Origin of the sequence: Algoriphagus yeomjeoni (genome assembly GCF_003259505.1) — a bacterium.
GTDB classification, from domain to species: domain Bacteria; phylum Bacteroidota; class Bacteroidia; order Cytophagales; family Cyclobacteriaceae; genus Algoriphagus; species Algoriphagus yeomjeoni.
This window is the reverse complement of the sequence record NZ_QLLK01000012.1, coordinates 117,163-139,925: the sequence shown is the minus strand read 5'-3', so window position 1 is coordinate 139,925 and position 22,763 is coordinate 117,163. Positions and strand designations below refer to the sequence as shown.

The 22,763-nt window shown below is 40.4% G+C and carries 20 protein-coding genes; 11 read left to right on the top strand and 9 right to left on the bottom strand.

Translation table 11 applies throughout. The features are described from left to right. Window positions 1-349 precede the first annotated feature (349 nt). Window positions 350-1,597: an ABC transporter permease gene (locus LV83_RS17900; RefSeq protein ID WP_111612934.1), complete on the bottom strand. Its 1,248-nt coding sequence runs from the start codon at window positions 1,595-1,597 to the stop codon at window positions 350-352. A 238-nt stretch (window positions 1,598-1,835) separates the two neighbouring features. Here LV83_RS17900 and queA point away from each other — a divergent pair, with 238 nt between their 5' ends. The 10 genes from queA to LV83_RS17850 all read left to right on the top strand — a co-directional run bounded on the left by queA (window position 1,836) and on the right by LV83_RS17850 (window position 14,199). Beyond that, window positions 1,836-2,885, top strand: coding sequence for a tRNA preQ1(34) S-adenosylmethionine ribosyltransferase-isomerase QueA (queA, locus tag LV83_RS17895; protein ID WP_111612933.1), 1,050 nt, complete (start codon window positions 1,836-1,838; stop codon window positions 2,883-2,885). 100 nt (window positions 2,886-2,985) lie between these two features. Then, on the top strand, window positions 2,986-3,675 hold the full coding sequence (locus tag LV83_RS17890; protein WP_111612932.1) for a 2-C-methyl-D-erythritol 4-phosphate cytidylyltransferase: 690 nt from the start codon (window positions 2,986-2,988) through the stop codon (window positions 3,673-3,675). 163 nt (window positions 3,676-3,838) lie between these two features. Continuing rightward, window positions 3,839-4,684 (top strand): LiaF transmembrane domain-containing protein, encoded by an 846-nt coding sequence (locus LV83_RS17885; RefSeq protein WP_111612931.1) that lies wholly within the window; start codon window positions 3,839-3,841, stop codon window positions 4,682-4,684. 29 nt (window positions 4,685-4,713) lie between these two features. Next, window positions 4,714-5,754, top strand: coding sequence for a sensor histidine kinase (locus LV83_RS17880; protein WP_245947089.1), 1,041 nt, complete (start codon window positions 4,714-4,716; stop codon window positions 5,752-5,754). Further along, window positions 5,751-6,476 (top strand): LytR/AlgR family response regulator transcription factor, encoded by a 726-nt coding sequence (locus LV83_RS17875; RefSeq protein ID WP_111612930.1) that lies wholly within the window; start codon window positions 5,751-5,753, stop codon window positions 6,474-6,476. The genes LV83_RS17880 and LV83_RS17875 overlap by 4 nt, the downstream gene beginning before the upstream one ends. A gap of 434 nt (window positions 6,477-6,910) precedes the next feature. Continuing rightward, a complete protein-coding gene (locus LV83_RS17870; RefSeq protein WP_111612929.1) occupies window positions 6,911-7,510 on the top strand; it encodes a TetR/AcrR family transcriptional regulator in 600 nt (199 codons plus the stop codon). Window positions 7,511-7,577: 67 nt separating this feature from the next. Beyond that, window positions 7,578-8,960, top strand: a complete 1,383-nt coding sequence (locus tag LV83_RS17865; RefSeq protein ID WP_111612928.1) for a TolC family protein — start codon at window positions 7,578-7,580, stop codon at window positions 8,958-8,960. Between the two features lie 56 nt (window positions 8,961-9,016). Further along, window positions 9,017-10,150, top strand: a complete 1,134-nt coding sequence (locus tag LV83_RS17860; protein ID WP_111612927.1) for an efflux RND transporter periplasmic adaptor subunit — start codon at window positions 9,017-9,019, stop codon at window positions 10,148-10,150. A gap of 4 nt (window positions 10,151-10,154) precedes the next feature. Then, the gene (locus LV83_RS17855) at window positions 10,155-13,559 is read left to right on the top strand and encodes an efflux RND transporter permease subunit (protein ID WP_111612926.1); all 3,405 of its coding nucleotides are present in this window, start codon (window positions 10,155-10,157) and stop codon (window positions 13,557-13,559) included. Between the two features lie 139 nt (window positions 13,560-13,698). Then, the gene (locus LV83_RS17850; protein WP_111612925.1) at window positions 13,699-14,199 is read left to right on the top strand and encodes a UpxY family transcription antiterminator; all 501 of its coding nucleotides are present in this window, start codon (window positions 13,699-13,701) and stop codon (window positions 14,197-14,199) included. A gap of 122 nt (window positions 14,200-14,321) precedes the next feature. On the opposite strand, the gene LV83_RS17845 is transcribed toward LV83_RS17850, so the two are convergent. The 8 genes from LV83_RS17845 to LV83_RS17810 all read right to left on the bottom strand — a co-directional run bounded on the left by LV83_RS17845 (window position 14,322) and on the right by LV83_RS17810 (window position 21,812). Next, window positions 14,322-15,026, bottom strand: a complete 705-nt coding sequence (locus LV83_RS17845) for a hypothetical protein (protein ID WP_111612924.1) — start codon at window positions 15,024-15,026, stop codon at window positions 14,322-14,324. 137 nt (window positions 15,027-15,163) lie between these two features. After that, entirely contained in the window at window positions 15,164-15,352 is a 189-nt protein-coding gene (gene xseB, locus LV83_RS17840) for an exodeoxyribonuclease VII small subunit (protein ID WP_111612923.1), read from the bottom strand. Next, complete coding sequence (gene xseA, locus LV83_RS17835) at window positions 15,349-16,659, bottom strand: exodeoxyribonuclease VII large subunit (RefSeq protein ID WP_111612922.1); 1,311 nt, start codon at window positions 16,657-16,659, stop codon at window positions 15,349-15,351. Before xseA ends, xseB begins: the two co-directional genes overlap by 4 nt. Window positions 16,660-16,661: 2 nt before the next feature. After that, window positions 16,662-17,525, bottom strand: a complete 864-nt coding sequence (dapA, locus tag LV83_RS17830) for a 4-hydroxy-tetrahydrodipicolinate synthase (protein WP_111612921.1) — start codon at window positions 17,523-17,525, stop codon at window positions 16,662-16,664. A 148-nt stretch (window positions 17,526-17,673) separates the two neighbouring features. After that, window positions 17,674-20,127: an NAD-dependent DNA ligase LigA gene (gene ligA, locus LV83_RS17825; protein WP_111612941.1), complete on the bottom strand. Its 2,454-nt coding sequence runs from the start codon at window positions 20,125-20,127 to the stop codon at window positions 17,674-17,676. A gap of 119 nt (window positions 20,128-20,246) precedes the next feature. Next, complete coding sequence (locus tag LV83_RS17820; RefSeq protein WP_111612920.1) at window positions 20,247-20,864, bottom strand: toll/interleukin-1 receptor domain-containing protein; 618 nt, start codon at window positions 20,862-20,864, stop codon at window positions 20,247-20,249. A 359-nt stretch (window positions 20,865-21,223) separates the two neighbouring features. Beyond that, window positions 21,224-21,508: an addiction module antidote protein gene (locus LV83_RS17815; protein ID WP_111612919.1), complete on the bottom strand. Its 285-nt coding sequence runs from the start codon at window positions 21,506-21,508 to the stop codon at window positions 21,224-21,226. A 4-nt stretch (window positions 21,509-21,512) separates the two neighbouring features. Then, window positions 21,513-21,812 (bottom strand): type II toxin-antitoxin system RelE/ParE family toxin, encoded by a 300-nt coding sequence (locus tag LV83_RS17810; RefSeq protein WP_111612918.1) that lies wholly within the window; start codon window positions 21,810-21,812, stop codon window positions 21,513-21,515. 271 nt (window positions 21,813-22,083) lie between these two features. Between LV83_RS17810 and LV83_RS17805 the strand changes: the two genes are divergently transcribed. After that, on the top strand, window positions 22,084-22,716 hold the full coding sequence (locus LV83_RS17805; RefSeq protein ID WP_111612917.1) for a TetR/AcrR family transcriptional regulator: 633 nt from the start codon (window positions 22,084-22,086) through the stop codon (window positions 22,714-22,716). Window positions 22,717-22,763: the final 47 nt, after the last annotated feature.

Sequence of the window (22,763 nt, the reverse complement as noted above, 5' to 3'; positions counted from 1 at the left end):
ATCCCAGCTACAACAAACGGCATAGAAGGGTACTTTAGCCACCTAAAAAACCACCTAGATATTCACCGCGGACTGAGTCTAAGACACAGGATAGACTTCATTAAATGGTATGTGTTTTTGTCCAATAAAAAATGAGTTTTCAAAGCCATAGAGCATATCAAAAAAAGTAAGGTCTGGCAAAAAATTACCAGACCTCTTTTTTCGTTTATGCGCTGACTTTATTGCTGACAAGTTGGTCTCCACCAGAGCCTGTTTCCTCTTCAAATCAACACTGGATATTAAGAAATTATCTCATTAAAGTCACCAACTATTTTTCAGTACATTACCGTTTTTTTCGGTTATGGAATAATTACGTCGTTCTGATTGCTTCTACTGGATCCATTCTGGCAGCAAGCGTTGCAGGTACAATTCCTGAGACTACTCCAATAATAGTAGAGACTCCAAGTCCTAGTATAATATTGCTGATGGATAATACGATTTCCAAAGTACCCAACTGGATAAAGGTTAGGAAATAGACAATAATTATCCCTGTCATGCCTCCAATTAGACTTAGACAAATGGATTCAAAAAGAAACTGGAAAAGAATAAAATAATTTTTTGCTCCCAATGACTTTTGAATACCTATAATGTTTGTTCGCTCCCGAACAGATACAAACATGATATTTGCGATACCGAACCCTCCCACAAGAATTGAAAATCCACCAATTACCCATCCTGCAATCGAAATTATATCAAATACTGACCCAATTGCATTTTGAATAAACTCCGTTTTGTTCAAAGCAAAGTTATCTTCATCTCTTGGTCTTAAACCTCTTTTTGCACGAAGTAAACCAGTCAATTCATTTTCTAAAGAGACTAACCCAATATCCTCTTCCATGCCTTGAACAGCGATTTCAGGCTCCAAACCATTTCTGCCTGTGTAATACATTTTTGTGAAAGCACCGTACGGAATCAAGCAGGCCTCATCTTTGGATGCTCCGCCAAATAATCCTTCTCCCTCTTCCTCAAAAACCCCGATTACGGTGAATTTCATCCCTTTGATTTTTATAGGTTTTCCGAGTACTTCTTGCTGTGGATAAAGTGTGTTGGCTATCTCTCTCCCTATGATTGCAAAATTTCTAGAGGCATTTATTTCTGAAGCGGTGAAATACCTTCCTTCCTCTATAGATAACTCATAGACATCCTGATAAGAGTAAACTGCTCCAGTCAGAGCCATGCCTTGGTAGGCATTGCTTCCTGCTTTTACCGTGGTGGAGGCCGATGCCGATATAGTCACTGCTTTAGCGGATGTGAGTCTCTCCTTAAGAAACTCATACTCGGCCACAGTACCAGGTGGTCTTCTGAAATATTTCCACCATGGGTAGTCTTGTGGTCCACTTGCAAATGGAAATCTATCGACCCGCATAACATTTGTTCCTAAAAATGAAAAGGATGACTTGATGTTATTTTCTAGGGAATCGACTAAAGTGAATACAGCAATGATGGCGAAAATACCGATTGTTACCCCCAAAAGAGATAATATGGTCCGGGTGAGACTAGTTTTTAATGCTGAAATCGCGAAGCGAAAACTTTCCCATGAGAGTTTGAAAAAGAGCATATGTGAATAGTTGGTTTAAAACAATTTGTCAAGTTAGCTGAAATTGCCTGATTTTGTTAGTATCTTTGCATTTTTTAGAGATATTCTAAATCACTCAAGACATCTAAAACTTATCTATGAAATCGAGCAAGTCGGAAACGATATATATTGGCATGAATATCAGCCATGCGAGATTTCTCCCGGTAGCTCCTGATAATCATCAGGACGGGATGGCCTTTAAAAGACTAATAATAAACATATGAAATTATCGGATTTCAAATTTGACGTTCCAAAGAAACTAGTAGCTCATTATCCAGCAGCCAACCGGGATGAATCCAGGTTGATGGTTCTCCATAGAAATACTGGTGAAATTGAACACAGAGTTTTTAAAGATATTATCGAATATTTTGGTGATGGTGATGTCTTTGTAACTAATGACACCAAGGTATTTCCAGCAAGACTCTATGGAAACAAAGAGAAAACAGGTGCGGAAATCGAGGTTTTTCTTTTAAGGGAACTAAATGCAGAACTGAAACTTTGGGATGTATTGGTAGATCCAGCTCGTAAAATCAGAGTTGGTAACAAGCTTTATTTTGGAGATTCAGATCTAGTTGCCGAGGTAATTGACAACACTACATCCAGAGGTCGTACCATTCGCTTTTTGTTTGATGGAACCGAAGAGGAATTTCATAAGACCATAGATACACTGGGGGAGACTCCTCTTTTGAAGGAATTCATTGAAAGAAAGGTAGAAGCAGAAGATAAAGAAAGATATCAAACTGTGTTTGCTAAGAATGTGGGGGCTGTAGCAGCACCGACTGCAGGATTGCACTTTACACCCCATTTGCTGAAAAGACTTGAGCTTCAAGGTGTAGACGTAGCTCCAATTACACTTCATGTTGGCTTGGGTACTTTCCGTCAGGTAGATGTGGAAGATCTGACTAAGCATAAGATGGATTCCGAAAACTATGAGATTCCTGATGGAACGGTAGATTTGGTGAATAGGTCATTGGACGCTAAAAAGCGAGTGGTAGCAGTAGGTACTACTTCTTTGAAAACTATCGAGTCGTCGGTTACTGCAAACGGTCGATTGAAAGCTAGCTCTGGATGGACTGATAAGTTTATTATCCCACCTTACGAATTCAAAATCGCAAATTCATTGATTACTAACTTTCACCTCCCAGAATCTACTTTGCTGATGACAGCGGCAGCTTTTGGAGGGTATGATTTGGTGATGAAAGCATACAAAGAAGCCATCAAAGAAAAATATCGATTCTTCTCTTACGGAGACGCGATGTTAATCCTTTAATACTTAAAGCTCCGAAAGGAGCTTTTTTTATGTTTACACAGATATAACTTTGTAGTAAAATCTAAGGACTGTTTAATCCTTAGGTTTGCAGAAAATTACTATGACAAACAAAGCTGCAATCCTGGTAGCAGGAGGAAAAGGTACAAGAATGGGCGGGCCCGTGGCCAAGCAATACATGCCCGTTGCTGGCAAACCAGTGCTGATGCGTACGCTTTCTGTATTTCACAAAGTAGACCCAACCATTGATTTAATACTTGTGCTTCCTGAAAGCGACTTCCTTTACTGGGAGGATTTGTGTGCTCAATTTAAATTCAAAATTCCCCATCGACTAGTTGCAGGTGGAAATTCTAGGTTTCAGTCGGTGAGAAATGGATTGCATTCTCTCTCAACCGATACCAAGCTCGTTGCAATTCACGATGGAGTAAGGCCTTTCGTAGCAGAGTCTGTTATCTCGGAGAGCTTTGAAGTAGCGGAGCAAGCCGGTAGTGCTATCGCAGTCATTGCTTTGAAAGATTCAATCAGGAAACTAAGAGACGATGGAAAGTCTTTTTACGAAGAGCGTCAATATTTCCGCTTGGTGCAGACTCCACAGACTTTTCAGGTTGATAAAATCAAGAAAGCTTTTGCCGTAACTGAACTTCAGCAGTTTACCGATGATGCTACAGTCTATGAAAATCAAGGTTGGCAAGTGACTCTGATTTCAGGAAATCCGGAGAATATCAAGATCACCACTCCAGAGGACTTGGGTTATGCAGAGTTTATTGCAGCGAAGCAGCTGTCCAATCGGTAAGAATTCTGGGTGAAATTTCACCGACTTTTTTGTGTGCTTTACCGACTTTTAGATTGAATTGGCCTTTTGTTTATTCCAGGAGCATGTCCTATCCTGTACTTTCGATCATCAATAAATTTTAAAAGAGATTCCAGCGAGTCTTTACAAATAAAAACATAAACTGATGAAACGAAATCGCATAAACAACAATGATGGAGGAATGATCTTCGGATTTATAATCCTCGCAGTAGGCGTCCTGATTTTACTTAGGAAGCTGGATATATTTTATCCTGAATGGCTACTTTCCTGGCCAATGATTTTAATCGCTATTGGGGTGATTACTTTGGTTAAGCATGAGTTCAAGAGTTTTTTTGGAGTAATGATGCTGGGGGTCGGAACCTTCTTTTTACTTGAGCAGGAATTTGATTTTCATTTTGGCTTACAGCGATTTATATTTCCCATAGCCCTTATTTTGGTCGGTATATACCTGATTACCAAAAAGCGAAAGGAGCAGCAGGTCTTAGATGATATTCAGGAAAAAATCAGAGCTAAATCTACGTCTTCCCCTGCATCAGGTGAAGAATATAAAATAGGCGAGGAGTATAACAAAGGAGAAAAGTCATCATTCTCTAGCCAAGCTTCTGGGGCTAAATCATACTCAGGAATGTCCGGTGTCTCTGGTACCAGCTACTCAGACAGTGTATCCATTGACTCGATATTTAGTGGGATCAATAAAAGAATGCTGACTAAGAATTTCCAAGGCGGAAAATTGACTGCTGCCTTTGGCGGGATTGACCTGGACCTGACTCAATCGGATTTTACTGGAATGGTAAATCTCCAAGTAGATGTGATATTCGGGGCGATCAAACTAGTAGTTCCTCCTCACTGGGATGTAAGAGTGGAGGTGACCAATATAGCAGCAGGAGTGGAAGATAAGCGGGTGTACCGTCAGTCTGAGGTAGATCAAGACAAAGTTCTGGTGATTAGAGGGACAGTCTTCTTCGGAGGTTTGGAAATCAAATCTTATTAACGAAATTCCTTCCATAAATTACTATCCTTTTGTTCTCTAGAGTATTTTCAAATCCTTCTAAAAGTAATTGGATCATCCAGGGAGCCGGATTAATCTGGTTCCTTGGTACGTTTGGATTGCTGATGTTTTATGGGGTGGATCAATCCGTTGCTATGGTAGATGCATTGGTATTTGCAATACTATTTGTTGTTGGAGTAAATGTCATTGATAGAACATTTGATTTCTATGTGCCGACTGGACGCAACAACAGCATGTTGTTGATATTTCCTTTACTCTATAGTTTTATAGCTATTTACTTTCACTATCATCTCCTGAAGTGGGTATTCGACCAGAATGAGCTCTATCAGTCTTTTCTTCGTGAGAATTTCCTGTTAAAGTGGGTATTCCTTGGAGTCGCTGAGATTTTTGTAGCAATGTTGGCTTTGGCAGTATCCAAACTTGAAGAGCAAAACGAAGCTCAAAAAAGGGAAGTGATGATGAATGAGCTTTCCCGGGAAGCAGAATTGACACAACTACGTCAGCAGCTCCAGCCCCATTTTCTTTTCAACAGTCTCAACTCGATCTCTGCACTGACAGTTTCCCAGCCTCAAAAAGCCCGTGAGATGGTACTTCAGCTTTCAGATTTTCTTCGTGGAACGATTCGAAAAGATCATCAGCAGTGGGTGAGTCTGGAAGAGGAATTGAGTTACCTGAAAATGTATCTGGATATTGAGCGAGTGAGGTTTGGTCATCGACTGGAAGTCGAGTTTGATTTGGCAGATGAGGTCAAGCAACTGCGCGTGCCGCAATTGTTGATTCAGCCTCTTCTTGAAAATGCGATAAAGCATGGACTATATGGCATCACAGAGGATGTGAAAATACTTGTCCAGGCATATAAGGAACAAAATTATTTGATACTGAAAATCGAAAATCCTTTTGATCCAGCCGTGGCGGCTCCCAAAGGAACGGGCTTTGGTTTGAGCTCCGTAGATCGTCGGCTTTTTCTGCTTTTTGGCAGAAGAGACCTCTTGGAGTCTAAAGCCGAGCACTCACTTTTTACAGTTATTTTAAAAATACCCCAACAGAAATGATTAAAACTTTAATTATAGATGATGAGCCTCTGGCTGCAAGTATAGTGCAGGAGTACTTGGCCAAATTCCCCCAGTTTGAATTGGTTGGAGTTTGTCAGAATGGATTTCAGGGACTTAAATCCATCCAAGAACATAATCCGGATTTGATTTTTCTAGATGTCCAGATGCCTAAAATTACCGGTTTTGAAATGCTTGAACTTTTAGATGAGCCTCCTGCGGTCATTTTTACAACGGCTTTTGATCAGTATGCTCTGAGTGCTTTTGATGCCAAAGCAATTGATTACTTGCTCAAACCATTTTCCCAGGATAGATTTTCCCAAGCCATAGAGAAGTTCCTTGCGCAGCAAGGAGCAAATAATGAATCCAGCCATAAGCTGAATGAATTGGCTGAAAAGCGAAACCGCTTAGTTGTAAGGGTCAAAAATGAGATCAAAATCATTCCGACCCACGAAGCTAGTTTTTTTGAAGCCGAGGACGACTACATCGCTATACATACAGCTTCAGGTAAATACCTGAAGAAGATGACGATGAAATCGCTGGAAGAGGCATTGGATCCCAATAAATTTGTGCGAGTGCATAGATCGTATCTGATCAACTTGAATGAGATCACCAAAATAGAGCCATATGAGCGTGATAATTACTTGGTGCTACTCAGAGGTGGTGAGAAAGTGCCAGTGAGTAAGACTGGCTATTCGAGACTACGTCAGGTGCTTGGGTTGTAGCTATCAGTTGCTAGTCCCCCTTTTACTTTTGGCTCAGCCTGGTGGTTTAGTGAGAGTCCTCTAATTTGTGCCTAGCTGAAGGAAGTATTCAGACTGCTATGTTGTGAAATTGACATAAAACCAGGTGACCTCTTTCCCGTATGTCCATGCCTGCTTGCTTTTGATAGTTCTGAAGAATTTATACTAGACCAAGATTACTTTTTCGCTCACACTTCGCTTCTCCCAATGAAGCCAATTGGTTTTACTTCTTGCTTCTGACATCTTTCTTCTTTCTTAATATTTTATAATAATCATTAACTGTTCAATTCTGCGCACTTTTCTATAGTTTTTTATTATTGAATCCGAATATTGTTCGCTTTTAATACGTAAGAAACTTTTGAAGAGATGAAAGTTTCCGTAGTTTTACGTCCTGAAAATTTAGTGTATTAGAATAAATGAGAGAGAAGATTCTAGGTATAGCGATTGAGCAGTTTAGCCAGTACGGTGTAAGGGCCATTACTATGGAGGATATTGCTCGACTGGCTGGAATTTCCAAAAAGACCATCTACCAAGAATTCAAAGACAAAAAACAACTGGTGAAAGAGTCGTTTTCTTTAGTTTTGAAGGAAGATCAAGATACACTGAATAAAGTAATGGAAGGTGATGATGGTGTCATTGAGCATTTGGTTTATACGTCCAAAATGGTTAGAGACCGCCTATCAGGATTGAATCCATTGGCTTTACTTGAGATCCAAAAGTATTTCCCTGAAGTTTGGGAGATGTTTAATGAGTTTAAGGAAAATGTTATTGTGACAGATATAGTCAATGTGATTGAGAAAGGTAAAACTCTTGGCTACTTTCGGCCTGAAATTAATGCTAAGATATTGGCCAATATGCGCGTGGATCAAATTTCGGCTGCTATGAATCCATTAAACTACAATAGAAATGATTATAGCTTATTATCTCTTCATATGGAGATGCTAGATCATTTTTTACATGGTATCTTTACCGAAAAAGGTAGGCAAGCTTATTTATATCAGCAGAATTCAGTTTAAAAACCCTTGAGAAAACTAGCTCATTTACCTAAAAAAACAGAGAACAGATCCCTTTTAGAATTATATCATGTTTAAATCAAAGCTTTATTTACTAACGATTGTAGCCTTTAGCTTATTCAATGTGGATGCCTTCGCCCAAGACGTCCAGCCTTTGGAGACACTGCAACTTAATCTCAAGGAAACCTTGGCTTATGCCTTGGAAAACAATGTGGATGCAAAGAATGCAAAACTGGAGATAATGGTATCTCAGACCACGATCAAGGAGGAGACTGCAGCAGGATTGCCACAGCTTAATGGTACTGTTGGGATAAACTATAATCCATTGGTGCAGGTGGTATTCTTACCAAATGAGCCACCTTTTGGCGATCCCACCAATCCTTCTGACGTAATACCTGCACGATTTGGAGTAAACTATTCAGCAAATGCAGGGGTTAATTTGACTCAAATGATATTTGACGGATCATTTTTCGTAGGGTTGCGAGCTGCCAAGACATATAAAGCACTGACCGAATATGACAAGATAAAGGTGGAGAATGATGTCATTGAAAATGTGAAAAAAGCCTATTTCGGTGTCTTGGTAAATGCAGAGCGTATCAAACTTTCACAGGCAAACCTTACTAGAATTGATTCACTTTTGGAAGAAACAAAAGCGCTGAATCAAGCTGGATTTACAGAAAAAGTTGACGTTTCGAGAATTCAAGTTCAACGGAACAATACCTTTTCTCAATTAAAGAGAAGCATCACCGCCTATGATATTTCTAAGCAGCTGTTGAAAATCCAACTTGGGTTGCCAAAGAATTACGACATACTAATCACTGAGACTTTAGCGGAGCTAAATCCCGCAGAAGACATCGCAGCTCTACAAGTCATGGAAGGCGCTCATCGTGTGGAAATGGATCAGTTGGAGACAAACCTTGAATTGACTCAGTTGGATCTTAAGTATAATACTTCTCAATACATGCCAACTCTGGATCTAAGTGCTAATTTCAATCGATCCGGTGCCGGAGATTCATTCAGTACCCTGTTCAAGTCTATCAATTGGTTCAGCTCTTCGATGATCGGCGTGTCAATGAACATTCCGATTTTTGACGGATTATCTAAAAGTGCAAGAATTCAGCGTAATAGAATTCAATTGCAGCAGCTGGAGAATCAGAAATTCTATTTGGGACAAAACATTCAATTGGAGATTTATCAAGCAAAGCAAAACCTAGCGAATGATTTAGAGGTATTGGCAGTGCAACGAGAAAGCATGGCCTTAGCTCAGGAAGTTTATGATATTTCTAAAATAAAATACAACGAAGGTGTAGGTTCCAACCTGGAAGTAGTCGAAGCTGATGCGGCCTTGATAGAATCAGAAATCAATTACCTCGGGGCTCTTTATGATGGTCTTATTTCCAAAGTTGATTTGGAAAAAGCGCTGGGGATTTTAAAAGAAGGAATCACTGACTAAAACAACTTTCTCTACCTGGCAAGAGAATAATTCAACAACGACATTATCAACAAATCATGAACGCAACATATAAATTTTCCCCCTTGATCGCACTTGCTTTGGTTGCCATTTCTTGTGCTTCTGAAGACGGAGTGGAGGCTAAAAAAGCTGAATTGGAAAAACTCAAGACAGAGTCAAGCGAGATCACTAATCAGATAAAAGAGTTAGAGGCTGAATTGATCCAGCTTGATCCTGAGTTTGCCCAAGCAAATCATAAATCAATTTTGATCACCACAGCCCAGGCTAAGAAGGGAAGATTTGAACACTACGTAGAAGTGACTGGATCGGTACTTTCCAAAAAGAATGTGAGCATTAGTGCAGAGACTGCAGGCAGAATTCTTGAAGTTCCGGCGATAGAGGGGATGAGAGTGGCTAAAGGTGAAGTTTTGGCACGAATTGACTCTGAGTCTATTCAAAGATCAATCGATGAGCTGCAGAATACGCTGGACCTGGCTACTACGCTATTTGAAAAGCAAGAGCGACTATGGAAGCAGGAAATCGGAACTGAAGTTCAGTATTTGGAAGCTAAAAATAGAAAAGAAGGACTGGAGAGAAACCTGGCTTCTTTGAAAACTGAATTGTCAAAGGCGGTCGTTCGTGCTCCTTTCTCTGGCACCATAGAAGCTGTTCAGGTGCGATTGGGAGAATTAGTTCAGCCTGGTGCTCCGATGTTTCAATTTGTTGGCGAGAGTGATTTGTTTATCGAAGCTGATATTTCTGAGTCCTATGTTGGTGTTTTGGCAAAGGGCGACTCAGTGGATATAAACTTTCCTTCGATCAATAAAGACATTCAAACCAAGGTGTCTGCAGTAGGTGCGATCATCAATCCAAACAATAGAACTTTCAAAGTGGAAGTTTACCTCCCGAATATCCCGATGGTGAAGCCTAATATGATTTCTGTTTTGAAGATTCAGGATTATGAAAATAATGATGCAGTCACAGTACCGAGTTATTTGATTCTAAGTGACAACAGAGGTGATTACATCTTTGTAGTAGTAGATGGGATGGCAAAGAAAAAATATGTGGAGCGAGGAAAGACTTTTGATAAGAATACTGAAATCCTCGAAGGCTTGGAAGGCAATGAAATACTTGTGGATAAAGGCTTCAGAGAGGTAGGAGATAATTTCAATGTGAATATAGCTCAGTTGTAAAAAGATGTCGGAAAATCAAAAACCAAAAATTACACGCGAGTTTGGGTTATCCAGTTTATCTGTAGATAACTCCACCTCAGTGGTGATCCTTACACTGATAATTTCTTTTCTTGGGCTGAATGCTTATCGAAATATGCCAAAGGAGAGTTTCCCTGAGATTGTAATCCCTACGGTATATGTGGGTACACCTTATCCAGGGAATTCGCCGGTGGATATGGAAAACCTGATCACTAGACCGATCGAGAAGGAACTCAAGTCTATCAATGACGTGAAGGATATCACTTCCACATCAGTTCAGGATTTTTCATCTATCGTAGTAGAATTTAATCCGGGTGTAGAAATCTCCAAAGCGATTCAGGATGTAAAGGATGCAGTGGACAAGTCGAAAAGTGAGTTGCCGACTGATCTCGATCAGGATCCAAATGTATTGGAGATCAATACCTCTGATTTCCCGATCATGAATGTGAATATTTCGGGTAATTACTCAGAAGCAGAACTGAAGAAATTTGGTGAGTATCTAGAGGATGAGATTGAGAAACTTGCGGAAATATCCAAGGCTGACCTAGCAGGAACCGTTGAGCGTGAGATTCAAATCAATGCCGATCCATACAAAATGGAGGCTGTTGGAGTAAGTTTTGGAGACATATCTACCGCCATTCAGTCAGAGAATGTAACGATATCTGGTGGTAATATTCGGGCTGGTGATTTTCAGCGTACACTTCGTGTAGATGGTGAGTTTACTGATCCGATGGATCTATTGGATATCATTGTCAAAACTGATAATCAGAAGATTGTTTATCTACGTGATGTGGCAGAGGTAAAAGACACATACAAGGAGAGAACATCTTATGCCAGAAGCAAAAATCTACCAGTAGTTACGATCAACGTAGTGAAGCGTAGTGGGGAGAATTTGTTGAATGCTGCAGATAAAATCAAGGAGATAATTGATGAAACTAAGGCAAATAGATTTCCTCCAGATCTTGAAATTAGTATCACAAACGATCAGTCAAAAGCAACCCGACTCCAAGTGTCTGACTTAGAAAACTCCATTATTTTCGGGGTGATTTTAGTGGTGTTGGTTTTGATGTTTTTCCTAGGTTTTAGGAATGCATTATTTGTGGGGATAGCGATTCCTCTCTCCATGTTTATCTCTTTCTTGGTGCTGAATGCATTTGGGATTACACTGAATCTGATGGTGCTTTTCTCTTTGATTCTTGCGCTGGGTATGCTGGTGGATAATGGTATCGTGGTAGTTGAGAATATCTATCGATTGATGTCCGAAGGCAAGAGTGCTGTTCAAGCTGCGAAAGAAGGTGTTGGGGAAGTTGCTTGGCCGATTATTACTTCTACAGCGACAACGCTGGCGGCATTCCTTCCGCTTGCTTTTTGGCAGGATACGGTAGGGGAGTTTATGAAATTCCTTCCTATAACCTTGATCATCGTACTATCATCTTCTCTTTTTGTAGCGCTGGTTATTAACCCAGTGTTGACTGCACTTTATATGAAGGTAGAGGATGTGACAAAAGATAAGCCGAAGCAAAAATCAATCATTGTAGCTGGAATTTTATTGGTTCTCTCAGCACTTTTTTATCTGATAGGATGGACAGCTTTTGGTTCTTTGATGCTAATTGGCTCGTTGCTTACTGTATTTAATATATTTCTACTGAGAAAGGCAATCCGTTGGTTCCAGACAGTCTTTTTGGTCAAGTTGGAAAATATGTATGAGTCTATTTTGACTTATGCACTGAATGGCAAAAAGCCTTACGGGTTTCTCGGCGGAACTGTACTCTTGCTTGTACTATCATTGATGCTACTGGTAGTGAGAGCTCCCGAGGTATTGTTTTTCCCGGATAATCAGCCCCAGTTGATCAATGTCTTTGTGGAATTCCCAATTGGGACGGATATAGAAGCGACGAATGACTTTGTGGATGAGATGGAAGACGAGCTTATGGTAGCCCTAGCAGATTATGAGGATATTTTGGAATCGGTGATTTCCCAGATAGGTGAAGGTACTGGCGATCCAATCGAAGGCCCAAGTAATCAGCCAACTCCACACAAAGCCAAAATCACCATAGGATTTGTTGATTACATAGACAGACAAGGAGTAAATACGAATGGTGCTATGGAAGTGATCCGAGACTTGGCTGTGAAATACCCGGGTGTTTTGGTAACTGTAGATAAGCAGAGAAATGGACCTCCAGTCGGAAAGGCTATCAACTTGGAGTTTGCCGGGGAAGACTACGATCAGTTGATTGCCTTTGTCAACAAAACGAAGGAATATTTAAATGATCAAAATATTGCAGGTGTGGAGGAATTGAAGTCTGATTTGTCACTCGGCAACCCGGAAGTAATTGTGGATATTGATCGGGAAAAAGCTAGGAGATTTGGTTTGTCTACTTCACAAATAGCGACTGACCTTAGGACTGCACTTTTTGGTTTGGAAGTGTCCAAATACAAAGAGGGAGAGGATGATTACCCCATTCAATTGAGACTGAAAGAAGGCTTCAGATATGATATCAATACCTTGGTCAATAAGAAAATTGGCTTTAGAGATAAGTTTGGTGATAAACGCGAAGTGCCGATTTCGGCTGTGGCCGAAGTGAAATTTGGTTCTACTTATGGATCGGTAAAGCGGAAAGATTTAGAGAAAGCCATAACGATTTATTCCAATGTGTTAGACGGCTATAATGCTACAGCGGTGAATGCAAAGATTCAGTCGGTTCTTCAGAATTATGAAGTTCCTGATGGTATCTCGGTGAAATACACTGGTGAGCAAGAGGAGCAGCAGAAGTCTATGGATTTCTTACTAGGAGCACTCGGAATTGCAGTTTCCTTGATTTTCCTAATCATTGTGGCGCAGTTTAACTCTGTTACTACGCCATTCATTATCATGGCATCGGTGGTCTTGAGTACCATTGGAGTATTCTTAGGACTAGTGATTTTCAATATGGATTTCGTTGTGATTATGACGGGTATTGGGATTATTTCCTTGGCGGGTGTAGTGGTAAACAATGCGATCGTATTGATTGACTACACCAACTTGGTACGTGAGCGAAAAAGAGATGAGTTGGGAATGGGGCCAAAAGAGCATTTGCCTTTCCCGCTGATGATTGCAAGCATCGTAGAATCAGGTAAAACTAGATTGCGTCCTGTATTACTAACAGCCATTACCACAGTGCTTGGCTTGATACCTCTGGCTATAGGCATGAACATTAATTTCGGGACTTTGCTTAGCTCTTTTGATCCTCAGTTTTATGTTGGAGGAGATAACGCCGCTTTCTGGGGACCAATGGCTTGGACAGTGATATTTGGGCTAACCTTTGCGACCTTCCTTACGTTAGTCATCGTACCAGTCATGTATTTGTTAGCAGATAAACTCAACGTGAGAATCAGCAAACTTAAATCTTGATTGGATTAAGGTTGGTGGTTTTTTTTGTTAAAACCTCCGGGGCTATGTCTCGGAGGTTTTTTGTGTTTTGAGGGCTATATTTTTTCCCTTTCAAGCATGGAATTTGTAAGTTCGCCATCCCAAATAGTTGAATGAAGAGATGGAAGAATTAAAGTGGTATGTGATGTACACAACTTCACGATCTGAGAAAAAAGTAGCTGACAGATTAAAGGAAAGAGGCTTTGAAGTCTATTTGCCTATGATTGAGGAGCTTCGACAGTGGTCAGACCGCAAGAAGAAAGTCCAAAAGGCCATGTTCAACGGGTATGTATTCGTTAAAACCAAACGCAACCAACTCTGGGAATGCCTGCAGGTACCTGGAGCAGTTAAGTTTGTGCATTTCTCTGGTCATCATGCCACTATCAGAGAGGAAGATTTGGATATTATAAAGCGGGTAATTGAAACTGGTGTAGGTGTAGAGTCAGATGGGTCTACGATTGATCCAGGGGAAAATGTGAAGGTCATCGGAGGACCACTTCAGCACATGACTGGAGAAGTTATTGAGAAAGGAAATAAAGATTACTTTCTGATTAGAATTCCAGGGATCTACCAGAATTTATTGATCTCAGTACCACGAAAATTCCTAGAGGTAGTGAATTGACTTGGTTTTGAAAAACTTTCTAAAATCTCTTGGATTTTTGTAGAAGAACTAAAGTCACAAATAGTTTTCTTTGCTTCCTTATCAACTTCTAGGTATAATATCCAATTAAATAATAGAGCTATTTAATCCTTGAATTTAGAGAAAAAGTATCTTCTGTAGACGATTTGACCTTGTGCCAAATGGTCTCCGAATCTATTGAAACCAACGTTTCCTTCCAGATTATCCGTAAAAGTAGTCAATAAGGTGCCTTCCAAAGCTATATCCGAAAAAGCATTTAGCGAATAGGTAATCCCTCCTCTGAGCGGAATATAGCCAGTTGTTATTTTTTCACGTTGGGGCACTTCATCCTTACTGAAGGATTTGGTTTGTTTGGTATTCACCGACATTACTCCTATGCCTAGCCCTGCATAGAAATTAAACAGACTCCTATTCATGTGGTTTCCAAAAGGCACAATGTAAAAGCTAGGCATCAAGTCAAAATAGTATGCTGAGCCGACCGCAGTAAATGCTGAATTATTTGCAGCCCAGATGTCGGTGACAGCTTTGCTTGGATCACCTCCACTAGAAATCCATTGTACGCCACCGGTAGCTTTCACCTCAAATCTGTCATTTAGCCTTTTAGTTAATGAGGCAGAAATAGAAGGCTTTATTTCAAAATTAATTGCTCGGTATTGTCCACCATTATCCAAATAGGCAAAGGAAGGACCTATGCCTATGCTCAGAATATTGTCTCTTGACTCCCTCTCCTTATAAAAGCTTTGGGCAGGTAAATTTATACTTGCAAAAAGAAATAAAACTAATGCGGAAAGTTTGAATAAAGTTGACATAATAGCGGTTCCTAAATAAGTAAAATGACCTTAGGGTAGGACTTGATTGCAAATTTGGCAACAAATATGCCAATCCCCTGCACAGAATTATATTTAAAACAGGGAAAAGGGGGAAAAAGTATATTCTGAATAATAAATTAGGCCCCTTCGAACGCTTTTTTAATATCCTCTTCTGTAGCCTTTAGCTTACTTCTACAGGCTTTTACGAGCTCAGCTGCTTCTTTGACTAATTCAGAAAGTTCGTCAACACTTTTCTTGCCTTCCTCTAGCTCAGCCAAGATTGTTTCCAATCTGCTCATGGCTACATTGTATTTTAGCTCACTCATTTTTCCTCAATTTGTGTAATAGTGCTACTGATTTTTTGATTGGAAGTGTAGGTTTGCAGTTCCTCGCCAAGTTGGAGCTTTACTGTTCCTACGGGTTTTCCGTTGATTTCTGTTCGGGTATAGCCTCTGGCAAAAATAGCGGCTGGGTTTAACTGGCGCAGGAGCAATTCCTTGGCTTCTAGCTTCTGATTATGCTTTTGTAAAAAACTATCCAATCCCCGAACCATATTTTTCTCAACAGATGCCAAATTATTTTCTTGGATCTGCAGGATATTTTTTCCTGAGATTCTAATGCGACTAACTGAAGAATTTAACTTCTCAGCTTCTAGTTTCATTCTTCCTTCTGATATCGCTTTTACTTGATGGGCTACTTGTTGGATATTATTTTGTTCTTCACTTAGCTTTTGCCGGGTCGCGCGATCAAGTCGAAGCATGGCTAATCCTAAGTTCTCTTCAAATTCCCGGAAACCAGAAAGTAAAAATTCAGCAACTGCAGTAGGAGTTTTAAGCTTGGTATGTGCAACCAAATCGGCAATACTTTCATCTCGTTCATGGCCAATTCCCGTGAGAACAGGCAAGGAGAAGTTTGCGATTTTGGCGGCAAGTCTATAATCGTCGAAACAATCCAGATCCAACTGAGCACCGCCTCCTCGAATCATCACCACGGCTTCTATTCCCAATTCCTCTTTTACAGCATCTATTTGTTCCAAACTTTTAATCAAAGATGCCACAGCTTCATTTCCCTGCATGGCTGAGGGGAAAAGCTTGTGATAGACCTGATATCCATAGCTGTTATTTTCCAGCTGGTTTACGAAATCACCATAACCTGCCGCAGTCGGACTGCTGATAATCGCTATTTTTTGAATTACTGCTGCTAGCGAATGTCTTGCATTTAGCCTTAGAAGACCTTCCTGGGTAAGCTTTTCTATAGTTTCTTGGCGTATTCGGGCTCTTTCTCCCAAAGAAAAAGAAGGGTCAATATCCTTTACATTGATGCTCAGGCCATATACAGGGTGGAAGTTTACAGCTACTTGAGCTAGTACTTTCATTCCATTTTTGATGCTGGAGCCTGTTACCGATTCAAATCTCGCCGCTACTGATCTGTATGCGAAAGACCAAAGATTTGCCTTGATTTTAGCTTGGACGGTATTTCCTTGCTTTTCTACCAGTTCAAAATAAGCATGTCCTTGAGGTGCCTGCCGGAAATCTGTGATTTCACCGATCACCCAAATCACCGGATCCAATTCCGTCTCCAAGGCCTGTTGGATCAGCCGGTTGAGTTCGGATATAGATCTGGCATTTTGCATGCTTACTTTAGATTTTGGAATTCAGCTTTGATCCTTTGGTTCAAGCTCAAACTTGCTCGAAGCATAGGTAATCTTACTTGATCATCACAGATCCCCATGTGGCAAAGCAAGTTCTTGATCCCTACAGGATTACTCTCTTCGTACATGAGGCCGTTCATTGGTAAAAGTGAGAAGGCAGCGTTCAGGCTTTCTTCTTCAGTACCATGGCATAAAGCCTTAAAAGTAGCAGGAAGTGCATTAGCCATTACTGAAATGATTCCTGATCCACCTATGCTATACAGCGCTTTGGTCATCAAATCATCACCAGAAACCAACAAGAAATCCTTTGGCATGTTCGCTGCGATTTGCATGCACTGCTCCAAATTCCCGCTTGCTTCTTTCATTCCGATAATATTAGAATGCTCGGCTAGGCTTAGTGTTGTTTCAGCCGTGATATTGGACATAGTCCTACCAGGGATATTATATAATATTACCGGGACTGGACATGCGTCTGCTATTGCTTTATAGTGAGCAATAATTCCTGCTTGGGTAGGTTTGTTGTAATAAGGACTAACAGAAAGTATAGCGGTAATCCCCGAAAAATCCGTTTTCGAAATATCACTCAATACGGACATGGTATTATTTCCGCCCATTCCATAAACCACTGGTACGCGGCCTGCATTGTATTCAAGACAGGCGTTTAACACTTGTTTTTTTTCAGAAGTAGACAGCGTCACGGTCTCCCCAGTAGTACCCAAAACCACCAAATAGTCCACTCCACCGTCGATAACATGATCGATAAGACGTTTTAGTCCATCGAAGTCAATCGAGTAATCATCATGAAATGGGGTGACAAGGGCTACGCCGGTTCCTTTAAGTTGGTTCATGGTTTATTGGTTTGGGAGGCTAAAGATAATGGGATGATAGGAATTGACATTCTGTTTTTGGAAAAAAAGGGATTACCAGTGTTCAGTCGCAGTAATCAGTCGCAGTTGAGGCAAATCTGAGACTGAGACTGAGACTGAACACTGAGGACTATGATTCACTTATCATCTTCAAAAACTCATCCTCGCTAATCATCGGCACGCCCAGTTTCTGGGCCTTCTCTTTTTTGCTTGGCCCCATGTCTTCGCCTTCGATGATGAAATCTAGATTTTTGGAAACGGAAGAAATGTACTGACCTCCATGTGCGATGACGGCATCTTTGATCTCATCTCTTTTGAAATGCACTAATTTTCCGCTGGCTAAAATTCGCTTTCCTTCCAGCGAGTTTCCAAGTTTGACAGATTCGCTTTCATCCACTTCGAATTTCAATCCGAATTCTTTCAGTCTAGTGATGATCTCTTTGTTTTTTGGCTGCGCAAAAAAGTCCTGAATACTTTGGACGAGCGTTTCGCCTACTCCATTGATACCTAGCAACTGCTCGGAAGTAGCGGCTTCCAATTTCTCAATTGTACCAAAATGTCTGGCAAGCAACTGAGCTGTGTTTTCTCCGATATTTCGAATACCTAGTGCGAATAGCACTTTTTCGAAAGGTTGGTTTTTTGAAGCTGCAATTCCTTCCATCATGTTTTTGATGACGCCGTCTTGGAAGGTGTTTGCTTTGAGTTTTTTGATGCGATCCGTTAATTCCTGACTGAGGTCAAGGTTGAGTTTAAGCAAAATTCCGTGAACCGTTCCTTCTTTTTTGCTGACTTCTAGCACCTGCTGGAAATCCACTTTTCTGCTAAGGAATAGGTCCAGAACTACAGCAACTGGAACGTAATCTTCAAGCTTGGGAAGGTTGTGATCTTTGAGATTCGAAATCAAGTAATCAATCATCCCAGTGTTGGAAGGGACTTTTTTCTTCCAATTTCTGATTTGATCCTGGAAAGCTCTTAGTACTTCTGCCAGTGGCAGCTCGGTGTGTTCGACCAAGAAATCATGAACCTGCTTAGAAGTAATTCCTTCAGTCAAAGCATAGAGCGCCTTTTCTAAGGTGATATAGAGTATTCCATCACCTTCGGTTTCATACTGATCTTGAGACATTTCCAGGCCGAGCAATTCTTCTTTTTTAGCTTCCAAAGCATAAATGTCAGATGGGTCAATGATGAATCCTTGGTCTATCAAGGCTCTGATACGCTCCGTTCCCATGGAATCTATATCCATGGCGCGTTTAGACACAAAGTGTTCAATTCTTCCCAGTACTTGTGGTGGGCAGGATTCCGCATTTGGGCAGTAATGTTTGGCTTCGCTTTCCTTTCGCTCCAGCTCAGTTCCGCATTCAGGGCAGTGGGTGATATAGGAAATAGGTTTTGCTTCAGAACTTCTTCGCTCAGGATTTACCGCAGTGATTTTTGGGATGATTTCTCCACCTTTTTCCACAAAAACAAAATCACCTTCATGCAGATCCAGGCGCTCTATTTCATTGGCATTGTGGAGCGAAGCTCGCTTAACGGTTGTTCCCGCCAAACTTACTGGAGAAAGATTCGCAACTGGCGTAATCGCGCCTGTTCGCCCAACCTGATAGGTCACAGAAAGAAGTTCTGTCTCAGCGCTTTCAGCTTTGTATTTGTATGCGATTGCCCATCTAGGATTCTTGGCGGTGAAGCCCAGTTCCTCACGCTGATCGTAATTATTGACTTTCAAAACCACTCCATCAGTATCAACAGGAAGCTCAAATCGTTTGTCTTTCCAGTCTTCTATGTAATTGATGACTGCATGGATGTCCGCTACTTTTCTATAGGTTTGAGAGACATTAAAGCCCCATTTCTCTATCAGTGAAATAGCTTCCGAGTGGGTACTCACGCTCAGATCATCGCCAAGAAATTGGTAAAAATAGCAGTTCAATCTACGCTTGGCGACTACGGTGGAATCCTGCATTTTCAGCGTTCCTGAAGCGGCATTTCGGGGATTTGCTAATAGCGCATCGCCAGCTTCATCACGTTCAGCATTGATTTTCTGGAATTCTTTCAAGGGTAAAAAGATCTCTCCACGCACTTCGAAAGTTGCAGGAATATTTTCGCCTTTTACTTCCAAAGGGATATTTCGGATCGTACGCACATTGGCGGTGACATCATCGCCACGGTATCCATCGCCACGGGTGACGGCTCTTATCAATCGACCATTTTCATAGACCAAAGAGATCGCAACCCCATCGAATTTCATTTCGCAGAAGTATTCAAAATTCGTGTGTCCGAGTCCCTTGACTACTCGCTCATCAAAGGCTACAAGTTCTTCTACAGAATACGTATTTCCCAGCGAAAGCATTTTGGTGCTATGTTCCACTGTTTGAAAATCCTTGGTGATCGTCCCGCCCACACGCTGACTAGGGCTGTCGGGATTCAGCAGATCAGGGAAACTGGTTTCCAGAGCAATTAATTCCTCTAGTAACTTATCAAACTCAAAATCAGAGATCTCAGGATTGCTGTCCTGATAATATAGGTTGTTGTGATGGTTGATTTCTTGGCTCAGTTGGGCAATTCGCTGTTTGGCTTCCTGTGGATTCATGGGCATTTTAGAAAAATTAGGGCCTGTAAAAATAATATATACTTACCGCAAAGTCGCAGAGATTGGGAAGAAAGGAGGGGAGAGAATTAGGGACCTTACTAAGTTTAGATTTGTCAGGTTTATTTATCCCAACTCAGATTTTTTTCTAATGGATGATCTGAAGTATAATATTTTTTTAATTCCACCTCATCAGGCTTGATCTTTTCTATGTATTCATTTAAAGATTTAATTCCTCGTATTGGAAAGGCTATTTTTAAAAAATCTGGAATTGATAAGTCACTAATTTCTTTTAATGCTAAAAAGGCTAAGTCGAAGATTTGGTCATTTTTTAAGTTTTTATCAGTCTTATCAACTATGGAAGCATGCCCATATCCAATTTCGAAAGGTACCCATTGAGAATTGATGGTCTTTTCAGAAATCACAACAATCATATGGGAGCTTAACCGGATGCCTTCTTTAATATGATGGGTGATTTTAATGGGATCATTTTTTTCAGCTGCATATTGTAATTCTTTGTCATAAATATCCAAGTAGTAATCAATTCCAGCTTCTTCTAAATATTTTCCGATTTTCAAACAGGCCTCTTTGTCTTCGTTCTTGTGACTCAGAAATACGCAAGGTTTACTACCATTCTTTAATTTTGTATCATTGTAGTCATCCGGAAAAATTGTAAAAGCACTACGAATTAAATCCTTGATTTTGTAGATCTCACTGGCTCGATTTATTCCTTTTTCCATTGCTTCAAATTATCAATTATTTGTGTTGCTTTAATTGAACACATTAACAAACGCTATCTCTCCAAATCCCAACATCGTTTCTGCAACTTGCACCAAGGTTCGTCAAAAATGTAACAACATTCTTTCCCTGAATAGAACATTCTACCAAAAGGTAGGAACACTAGTCAAAACTCTAAGAACTTCCCTAAAAAAAGTAAGACCGATCATTGAAATTATATGGTAGTTCCTCTCTAAGGTGCAATCACTCATCTTTGAGAACATGATTCTATGTTTTGGGATATAAAGTTTTGCGAATACAGCCTTAAAATGACTTTTTAGGAAGAGTCTCCTGAATTTTTGTTTTTTAAATTATTGGTTTTTTAATTTGAAACAGGATTAACCTGAAGCTGCCCGCCTATTGCTTTTAAGACTTTCATAACGGTGGAAAATTGAGGTTTGGCACCTTCTGAAAGTGCTTTATATAAGCTTGGTCTGCTGAGTCCGGTTTCTTCTGCAATTTTAGTCATTCCGATTGCTTTGGCTACGTGGCCGATAGCATTTATCACATCTGCATTATCTCCTTCTTCCAAAACTGTGTTCAGGTATTCAGCTATCATTTCTTTACTATCCAAATAATCTGCTATGTCAAATTTTGAAGTATCCATATTGTTATGTTTTTAACTTATTCCAGATTTCTTTCGCTTTCTTAATGTCATTCTGTTGGGAAGACTTATCTCCGCCAATTAGCAGAACAATTATAATTCCATCCTTTTCCTTGAAGTAAACTCGATAGCCTTTTGCGAAATTTATCCTCATTTCGCTAATTCCATCTCCTACAGGTTTACAATCTCCGAAGTGACCATCTCTTTCAATTTTCTGAATACGAAAAAGAATTTTAGCCTTGGCTTGTATGTCCTTCAGCTTTTTTAGCCATTTGTCGAATTCAATTGTTTTCTCGATGAAGTACATATTGTTTGTATCTACTTGGATACAAAAATACAGATTAATTTTTATTTTCTTTTACTGCAAAAACACTTAGTTATTTAAGTGTTTTTGCGTCTTGGCAGGGTAGTTTTCCTTTACAAATCCTTCAAGGTTCAAAAAAGGCCTCAAAGGTTATACGCGTTGCACTCACCGCAGCATTACTAGCAAAATCAGGAGCTTTGAGCTGCAGGAACTTTACATTGCATATCCTCCCATTATTTAGAATCTTTGCTTTTCCATTTCTCCCCATTTCCTCATGCCTGTTAAAGCCAATATTGAAAGCAAAATTCTAGATGCAGCGTACAAGCTTTTTCTAGAAAAAGGCTATAGGCATACCACCATGGATGATATTGCCCAAATGCTGGGGATGAGTAAGAAGACACTTTATAAGTATTATCCAGGGAAATTTGAATTGCTGGCCGCATCCTTTGAGGTGACCAAAACGAAGCTTACAGCCAAAGTGGAGGCAATTGTAGATAATCGATACATTTCTTTTCCCCTGAAGCTGAAATCTACTCTGACGGTAATGGCTTCCCTGCTAGGCCCAATTAATCCTGAGTTATTCGAAGACTTGCGGGAACATGCGCCGGAGATCTGGGAGGGTTTGGAGGAGTATATTAAGGAGTCTGCTTATACCCGATTCAAGCAATTGCTGGATCAAGGGATTAGTGAGGGGTTGGTAAATCCCGCTGTCAATGTCAATTTGGTGGTGATGCTCTATGCTACAGCAATACAGTCTCTTATGGATCCTAAGTTTACAGCACAGTTTCCCGAACCTATCCAAAAAGGAATGAAGATTCCTCCGGCAGACATCTACGATCAGGCAATCACTATAATTTACAACGGTATTCTAACAGATGAAGCACGCAATGAATTTGCAAATGCCTAAGGCAGCCTAAGCCTGATTTCCCTATCTTTGCGCCCAGATCTTGCGTT

Excerpts from the sequence above, each read along its gene's own strand:
- LV83_RS17900 (WP_111612934.1), bottom strand. The coding sequence starts at position 1,597 with ATGCTCTTTTTCAAACTCTCATGGGAAAGTTTTCGCTTCGCGATTTCA.
- queA (WP_111612933.1), top strand. The coding sequence starts at position 1,836 with ATGAAATTATCGGATTTCAAATTTGACGTTCCAAAGAAACTAGTAGCT.
- LV83_RS17890 (WP_111612932.1), top strand. The coding sequence starts at position 2,986 with ATGACAAACAAAGCTGCAATCCTGGTAGCAGGAGGAAAAGGTACAAGA.
- LV83_RS17885 (WP_111612931.1), top strand. The coding sequence starts at position 3,839 with ATGAAACGAAATCGCATAAACAACAATGATGGAGGAATGATCTTCGGA.
- LV83_RS17875 (WP_111612930.1), top strand. The coding sequence starts at position 5,751 with ATGATTAAAACTTTAATTATAGATGATGAGCCTCTGGCTGCAAGTATA.
- LV83_RS17870 (WP_111612929.1), top strand. The coding sequence starts at position 6,911 with ATGAGAGAGAAGATTCTAGGTATAGCGATTGAGCAGTTTAGCCAGTAC.
- LV83_RS17865 (WP_111612928.1), top strand. The coding sequence starts at position 7,578 with ATGTTTAAATCAAAGCTTTATTTACTAACGATTGTAGCCTTTAGCTTA.
- LV83_RS17860 (WP_111612927.1), top strand. The coding sequence starts at position 9,017 with ATGAACGCAACATATAAATTTTCCCCCTTGATCGCACTTGCTTTGGTT.
- LV83_RS17855 (WP_111612926.1), top strand. The coding sequence starts at position 10,155 with ATGTCGGAAAATCAAAAACCAAAAATTACACGCGAGTTTGGGTTATCC.
- LV83_RS17850 (WP_111612925.1), top strand. The coding sequence starts at position 13,699 with ATGGAAGAATTAAAGTGGTATGTGATGTACACAACTTCACGATCTGAG.
- LV83_RS17845 (WP_111612924.1), bottom strand. The coding sequence starts at position 15,026 with ATGTCAACTTTATTCAAACTTTCCGCATTAGTTTTATTTCTTTTTGCA.
- xseB (WP_111612923.1), bottom strand. The coding sequence starts at position 15,352 with ATGAGTGAGCTAAAATACAATGTAGCCATGAGCAGATTGGAAACAATC.
- xseA (WP_111612922.1), bottom strand. The coding sequence starts at position 16,659 with ATGCAAAATGCCAGATCTATATCCGAACTCAACCGGCTGATCCAACAG.
- dapA (WP_111612921.1), bottom strand. The coding sequence starts at position 17,525 with ATGAACCAACTTAAAGGAACCGGCGTAGCCCTTGTCACCCCATTTCAT.
- ligA (WP_111612941.1), bottom strand. The coding sequence starts at position 20,127 with ATGAATCCACAGGAAGCCAAACAGCGAATTGCCCAACTGAGCCAAGAA.
- LV83_RS17820 (WP_111612920.1), bottom strand. The coding sequence starts at position 20,864 with ATGGAAAAAGGAATAAATCGAGCCAGTGAGATCTACAAAATCAAGGAT.
- LV83_RS17815 (WP_111612919.1), bottom strand. The coding sequence starts at position 21,508 with ATGGATACTTCAAAATTTGACATAGCAGATTATTTGGATAGTAAAGAA.
- LV83_RS17810 (WP_111612918.1), bottom strand. The coding sequence starts at position 21,812 with ATGTACTTCATCGAGAAAACAATTGAATTCGACAAATGGCTAAAAAAG.
- LV83_RS17805 (WP_111612917.1), top strand. The coding sequence starts at position 22,084 with ATGCCTGTTAAAGCCAATATTGAAAGCAAAATTCTAGATGCAGCGTAC.